Below are 6489 nucleotides of genomic sequence, written 5' to 3' on the forward strand. Positions count from 1 at the left end.
GCCAATGGTGATCTGTCACCAGTGGAGTTTGAAAATTCTCAACTAAAGGTGTCCAGTTTTGGTTGACCAGAACAATGTGTACTGGTAGAGGTATTGAGATAGAAGGGCTCTTTAGGCTCATTGGTAACAAGGCTGATGTAACTTCATTACAGGGTGATGAAAAGGGGGTGCCCATATTGCAGGATGATATTGTGGATATAGTCGAATGCAATTTTTTGGGTACCAATGATGAAGATAATTATATAGAACAAGTGAAATTGATTGCAGATGTTGTTAATAAGGATGGGGTATTATCAATAATCAAGATTCACGAGTTTTATATTGATTATGGCTTTGTGATTATAAATATAATAGGGAAAGGTAGGCTGTAAAAAAGATCAGGGTATCCATAGAGGATAGGTAGAGCCCCACCTTTAACGCCTAAAAACAGGTAATTAATTAGCGGCTAATTTACCTTAGCCGCTTTCCCCCGCAGGTGAAAACTTTTCGGATCCTCAGGTTATATCTCTATAAATCCTGATGAAACTATTACCGTGGTTCCTCCTGGAATGTAAGGAATAAAGATGAATATTTCTAACGACAATATAAATAATTTTAATGTTAAAGTTAATGAGGTTGGCTTTGGCAAGCCTATCTCTGAGGATGAGTCAATAAACTTCGAATTGCTTATTGATTTTAAAAGTATATTAGAAAAATTTTCAGAGTATTTTAATGATTTTGTTGAGCGAGAATCTGAAGACCCAGAACCAGATGAATACTTAAATGGAGTTTACTTGGAACTCAAGCATGCTGGATACCCTCGGTTAGAAAGAATTATTGATGAGCATTTGAATCTTTTTTGTAAATTAGTTTCTAGGGAATTAAGTTCAGAGTTTCTTGGGTATTTGTTAACCACGAATGAAAGGACAGAAGAGAAGTCTCTATTCGTTATTCAGTCTTTAAATAATTTAGAGCCAGTTGATGGAAAGATACTTTGTGAAGGTGTTGGTTATTTGATAAGTAAGCTGGAATAATGGAAAGGAATAACGGGACATCCACCTCTTTTTCTTTAGCCGAAGTTTTGGCAGCGCCGCAAGCAGCTGGGAGCATCTGACTGCGCATAGCATTAGAGCTGGCCACTGCTGGACACGAGGACAAACGGCATGTAATCGACTGAGTGGGGTTGGATAATACTAACTCGCCTCATAATAACCACACTATTTACCTAGCTTCTATCAGCTGGTGCAGTCATGCTTGATTTTTATCAATTCGCTCAGCATTTCTATTCTTTTTTTAGTCATCTCCAGCCCCCCATCATGCACTCTTGATTGAGAAGATGTGCAATGGGCAGTTCATCCTCCGTAATGAATAGTCATCCAAATGTCCTTCAGTGATACCAGACCTTTCCTCACGGAAAAGCCCTTGCCATTCGCTATAATTTATCTTTAAATAACAGTAAGTTATTAACACAACAATCTTCCTACAGAGGACTCTCACCTCATTAGTTAATGCCCATGTCGGGAGCGTAAAAAGCGCGCGCCGGTTATTGAACCGCTATAGCGCAGAAGAAAAATGAAAGCTTCAGAAACATATGAGTTCGTTAAATCTTTAGTTCGAAAAGCAGAGTTAGACTTAGATACAGGTACTTTTGTTAACGCATTAAAGGAACTAGATTGGCAAATTAGTGGTGAATTCAGTTATATGAGAATGGACGTTCAGAAAGTTGAATCTGATGGTTGTCGGGTTCGTTTATATTACAAGTCATATGACCCATCGGGACCATTTCAAAACTTACCTGATGTGAACAAAATTCAAGTTCAACTCATTCAAGGTAATACAGTTATCGATGAATTAAATGTTAGGTTTGATGGCTAGCAGTGAGTTGCGCTCTAACGAGCGTTATAGCGCAATTGAAATTCAGCAAGATTCGGGTCGGCAGTAACCATTTCGCCTTCTAATATGACATCTGTTTGGGCATGTACCCTTTAAATTGTCAGCAGAGCTAGGAGAAATAATCGATGAACATATTGGCCAACAAAGTTGCTATTGTTACTGGTGCCAGCACCGGTATTGGCTATGCAACTGCGAAGCTTTTTGCCAAAGAAGGTGCTGCCGTTGTGGTGGCTGCAAGGCGGAAGAGGGAGCTTGATGAACTGGTGGACTTAATCAATACGGAAGATGGGCAGGCTCTTGCACTTGCGGGTGACGTTAGTGATGAGACTTTTGCCAAAGCTTTGGTAGATAAGGCAGTAAGCCACTTTGGTGGCTTGGATATTGCTTTTAACAATGCTGCCATTCTGGGGGCTATGGGCCCTGTTCCGGAGATGTCACTCACGGACTGGAATCAAGTTATTGCGACGAATTTAACCAGCGCATTTTTGGGCGCAAAGTACCAACTGCCGGCTATGGCTGCGCGAAAAGGAGGCTCGTTAATTTTCACCTCTACCTTCGTTGGTTACACCGCAGGTATGCCAGGCATGGCTGCCTACGCAGCCAGTAAGGCTGGCCTTATTGGTTTGACTCAAGTGCTGGCGTCAGAGCATGGACCTCAGGATATCCGGGTCAATGCCCTTCTACCTGGTGGTACTGATACGCCAGCAGGGCGTGAGTTTGCTAATACGCCAGAAGCATTGGCGTTTGTGCATAACCTGCATGCTCTCAAACGTATGGCGACACCAGATGAAATTGCTCAATCCGCATTGTACTTAGCATCCAATGCATCCAGTTTCACAACTGGTTCTGCGATGTTGGTAGATGGCGGTGTATCCATAAATCGTGTTTGAGAGGCCGATCCATGTCAGACTATGACCGAATCGCAAGCGCTATGGCTTACTTGGTAGATCGTGCAACTACCCAGCCCGATCTAGAAGCGATCGCGGCCCATGTGCATCTGAGTCCGTATCATTTTCAGAGGTTGTTTTGTCGCTGGGCGGGTACTACGCCAAAGCGGTTTCTGCAGGTCCTGACATTGGAACGCAGCAAGGAGTTGTTAGATAAATCCCGCTCCCTGCTCGATGTTTCACATGAGATTGGCTTAAGCGGCAGTTCAAGGTTGCATGATCACTTTGTACAGCTGGAGGCAGTGACACCGGGGGAGTATAAAAATAAGGGCAAACAGCTACGTATCGAATACGGTGTGCACCCTACACCACTGGGACCTATGTTTGTAGCTGTAACACAGCGTGGTGTTTGTAGGGCAGAGTTCATGGACTTCAATGACATTGAAGAGCTGCTGGATGACTTGCGTAACGCTTGGCCATTCAGTTCGATCGTAGAGAGCATCACATCTACGTGCTATGTTATTGATGCGTTTTTTGGTAGTGATACAGCTGCCAAACATGGTCCGCTGTCGCTCCATGTGAAAGGTACGAATTTTCAGATCGCTGTGTGGCGGGCGCTGCTGAAAATACCACCGGCCGCAGTGGCCAGCTATTCTCAGGTAGCCACAGCACTCAATGCACCCCAATCTGCAAGAGCGGTTGGTAACGCCATTGGAGTAAATCCTGTTGCTTTACTTATTCCCTGCCACCGGGTAATACAGCAGAGTGGTGCGCTTGGTGGTTACCGTTGGGGCCCCGCCAAGAAGCTTATGGTACAAACATGGGAAAGAATGCGGGACGAACCTGTTTTGCTATAATCGAGTAGCCGGAGGTCTCTAACCTCACACCACACATCATGCACTCTTGATTGAGAAGAGGTGCAATGGGCAGTTCATCTTCTGTAATGAATACTAACCCAAATGTCCTTCAGTGATCCCAGACCTTGAGCGGCTAGGAACTCATTGCTTATACCCATGTTTATTTCTTTGATTTTCGAGCTTCTACAAGGCCCTTTGCTGGTGATACCACAAGCAATGGCGGGACGTTCACTGACACCCCGTTTGATCAAACTTCTCACTTTAGTGCGTGGTTTTCATCATTGTCGCCAATAACACATTCTCAGTCGGCGCCGGATCCAATGATCTAAATCCACGGTAAGCTGATAAGCGTTAGTTTACCAGTGAAGATCATCACCCTAAATCCAATCCTAGGGTGAAAGCTTAATTACAAGTGGTTCTGCGGAAGTTGTGATTGCCCGAGTACAGCAACAACTAAGATGAAGCCATCTTCTTTTGTAAAGTAAGCGGTGTGTTTGCCTACTGGAAAATAAAAACCACTTGGGTATATGTTATCGCAACTGCGACCAACAGCCGGATTCTCAGCGAGCATTTGAAATCCAGTCAGTAGCGTATCTTTGTAGCTTCGCCATTGCAGCGCAGAGAAATTGTTGACGGTATAGCTGTTGATTTTTCGTAAATGAGTCTGTGCTAATTTACTTAGTTTATATTCATTCTTTTGCATAACGGGTTATAAGGCGTTTAAAAAGTCTTCACCATCAACCACATTGCCTTGTGCTAAGTCTTGTTTAGCTGACTCGAAGCAATGTCTAAGATAATCAGCTTTCATGGCTTCAAGTTCTTCATAATCTCTAATCGACATCACAACAACGACATCTTTGTTGTTTTTACTAATTTTAATTGGCTCACGTTGGGCGTTTAGCAGCAGCTCACCGAAATTACGTTTGGCATCATTCGCTGTTAATGTGTGCATGATCATTCTCCAAATTTGGACTTATAGTAAGATTATAGTTTTTCGCATGAAATGGTCAATCTGATTAAATCGTGCGATTTATGTGAAAGGTAAACTAACAGACAAGAATCGATGTCTCGAAGCTGACACCCCATATTTAAGAATGAAATAGCTGGACAGCCTCCTAAATTTGAAGCTTGTCACATCACCTGTATTTAAGAGGTCCACTTAATTCTTAATTTCATACGCTCATTGATAAGTCTCGTCGAGCTCCCAATCTAAAGAACCGTGTTGACTAAGCCACGGAACAAGCGGTCACGGCTTACGCTGTTGAATTTCCTGCCCACGGCCAAGTGAAAGCCGGTAACGAGCAGCGCAAAAAAGGCGTGTTTGTTTCTGCAAGCGGCGTATGGCTACGCCACAACTTAGAAAACTTCAAAAAACAAGATCTGACCCCTTTGTTTTAAGATAAATTCTACAGGCTCGTTATATTCCACCCAATTTCACACCTACTTCTCGTCTGCACGCTTCGAGTAAACTCTCAATCGAATCTTGACTCTGAAGCGTTCTAGCTATGGCGACAGCACCAATCATCATTGCTGTAACTGACAAAATATCTTGTTCGTCGCAGTCGCAATAACTACTTGCGTACTCCATAATTGCTGTATTCATTCCATAGTAAACATCGGCATAAGCTGCTTTTATTGCGTTATCCTGCATGTTGATATCTGTGGCGAGGAAGGCTAATGGACAAGTCAACGAGCGCTCTCCCCTCACATGCTCCAAGCTCAGGTATGTATTTAACAGCAAAGACAACCACTGTTTATTGGTGGTGCCCTCTGGTTTAAGGCCGGCCAGTTTCGTGCTGCAGGCTCTAAATTTTAGTGCCTCACGGTAAAGTTCTGCTTTGCTCGTGAAATGCGCATAAAACCCGCCTCGAGTAAGCCCGCAGTTACTCATCAAATCATCGATTGTAACGCCCTCAAAGCCTTTTATTGCAAAAAGTCTGAAAGAGCTATCAAGAATTTTCTCTCGGGTTTTGTTTTTGTGCGTCTCTGTATATGGCATTGGGCTTTATCTGAATACGACTATATATGTTCTTTATCATATATAAAACTCGCTCTAAGATGAAATGCCACCTTTGGTAACGAAGTTAGAAATAAATATTTATTACGATATTGTCGTTAAATATCAATCAAATCGGAGATTACACATGGAGATACATACTGGAAGCTGTCGCTGCGGCGACATTGAATTTTGCTTTTATAACGACCCGATTAACTCTATTTTTTGCTATTGCAAGGAGTGCCAAGCGCTCACTGGATCGGATAAATGGTTTGGGCTCTGGGTAGCAAGAGATAATTTTAAATTTACTAAAGGCGCACCTTCAACTTATACGCGAGCTGGTAATTCAGGTAAAGACGTAAATTATAAGTTCTGCGGTACTTGTAGCACAGCTTTATGTGCTGAGGTAACTGCGGGCAATTTTTACTCTGTATCAGCAACTTCATTGAAAAATAATAAGTTCAATCCCAAGATGTCAATCTACGCATCATCCGCCCCACCATGGGCTATATTCCCCGTTGATGTGCCAAAGTTTGATGCTCTACCACCAGGGTTGAGAGGCTAAATAACCTTAGTTTTGCCTAAGCTGATTACGAGCGGATAAAGTATGTTTTACTGCAAAATTTCGTTTTCAGGGATGAAAACGCAAAGCGTATAGGGATATATACCCAAACAACCTTAAGGACTTCTGGCTTAGAATTATTTACAGGGTTTTGTTTGGGTCTATTCACCGCGTTTTTGCAGGGAAAACAGACTATTTTGCTGTTCCAGAACTCGGGTTAAGCCAATTGCAGCCTTGAGTGCATATTCCCATGAATGCCGATCACCCAATAACATTGATGCCGATCACCTGATAACACCCAAGTCGATCACCCAA

At 42.9% G+C, this 6489-nt stretch carries 9 protein-coding genes and 1 pseudogene; 7 read left to right on the forward strand and 3 right to left on the reverse strand.

Features of this window, described 5'->3' with window-relative positions; genetic code table 11:
- Positions 1-62 precede the first annotated feature (62 nt).
- The 5 genes from Q4519_RS21115 (at position 63) to Q4519_RS21135 (ending at position 3616) form a co-directional block, all read left to right on the forward strand.
- A complete protein-coding gene (locus Q4519_RS21115) occupies positions 63-371 on the forward strand; it encodes a hypothetical protein (protein ID WP_303515826.1) in 309 nt (102 codons plus the stop codon).
- A 192-nt stretch (positions 372-563) separates the two neighbouring features.
- Positions 564-1013 (forward strand): hypothetical protein, encoded by a 450-nt coding sequence (locus Q4519_RS21120; protein WP_303515828.1) that lies wholly within the window; start codon positions 564-566, stop codon positions 1011-1013.
- 538 nt (positions 1014-1551) lie between these two features.
- Positions 1552-1854, forward strand: coding sequence for a hypothetical protein (locus Q4519_RS21125; protein WP_233054034.1), 303 nt, complete (start codon positions 1552-1554; stop codon positions 1852-1854).
- Positions 1855-1997: 143 nt separating this feature from the next.
- A complete protein-coding gene (locus tag Q4519_RS21130) occupies positions 1998-2762 on the forward strand; it encodes an SDR family oxidoreductase (protein ID WP_303515831.1) in 765 nt (254 codons plus the stop codon).
- Positions 2763-2773: 11 nt separating this feature from the next.
- A complete protein-coding gene (locus Q4519_RS21135) occupies positions 2774-3616 on the forward strand; it encodes a bifunctional transcriptional activator/DNA repair enzyme AdaA (RefSeq protein WP_303515834.1) in 843 nt (280 codons plus the stop codon).
- Between the two features lie 406 nt (positions 3617-4022).
- Here Q4519_RS21135 and Q4519_RS21145 read toward each other — a convergent pair whose 3' ends face one another.
- Together Q4519_RS21145 and Q4519_RS21150 are read right to left on the reverse strand one after the other, a co-directional pair.
- Complete coding sequence (locus Q4519_RS21145; protein ID WP_303515837.1) at positions 4023-4319, reverse strand: type II toxin-antitoxin system RelE/ParE family toxin; 297 nt, start codon at positions 4317-4319, stop codon at positions 4023-4025.
- 6 nt (positions 4320-4325) lie between these two features.
- Positions 4326-4568: a type II toxin-antitoxin system Phd/YefM family antitoxin gene (locus Q4519_RS21150; protein WP_303515840.1), complete on the reverse strand. Its 243-nt coding sequence runs from the start codon at positions 4566-4568 to the stop codon at positions 4326-4328.
- Positions 4569-4795: 227 nt separating this feature from the next.
- Here Q4519_RS21150 and Q4519_RS21155 point away from each other — a divergent pair.
- Positions 4796-4993 (forward strand): annotated as a pseudogene (locus Q4519_RS21155) (IS481 family transposase); the annotation flags it as partial.
- Positions 4994-5033: 40 nt separating this feature from the next.
- Here the strand turns inward: Q4519_RS21155 and Q4519_RS21160 are convergent.
- Complete coding sequence (locus Q4519_RS21160) at positions 5034-5615, reverse strand: TetR/AcrR family transcriptional regulator (protein ID WP_232804109.1); 582 nt, start codon at positions 5613-5615, stop codon at positions 5034-5036.
- Between the two features lie 145 nt (positions 5616-5760).
- Between Q4519_RS21160 and Q4519_RS21165 the strand changes: the two genes are divergently transcribed.
- Positions 5761-6177 carry a GFA family protein gene (locus tag Q4519_RS21165; protein WP_232804110.1) on the forward strand — a complete coding sequence of 139 codons (417 nt, stop codon included), beginning with the start codon at positions 5761-5763 and terminating at the stop codon, positions 6175-6177.
- Positions 6178-6489: the final 312 nt, after the last annotated feature.

It is taken from the genome of Motilimonas sp. 1_MG-2023 (genome assembly GCF_030547455.1).
Lineage (GTDB): Bacteria > Pseudomonadota > Gammaproteobacteria > Enterobacterales > CBDFNC01 > Motilimonas.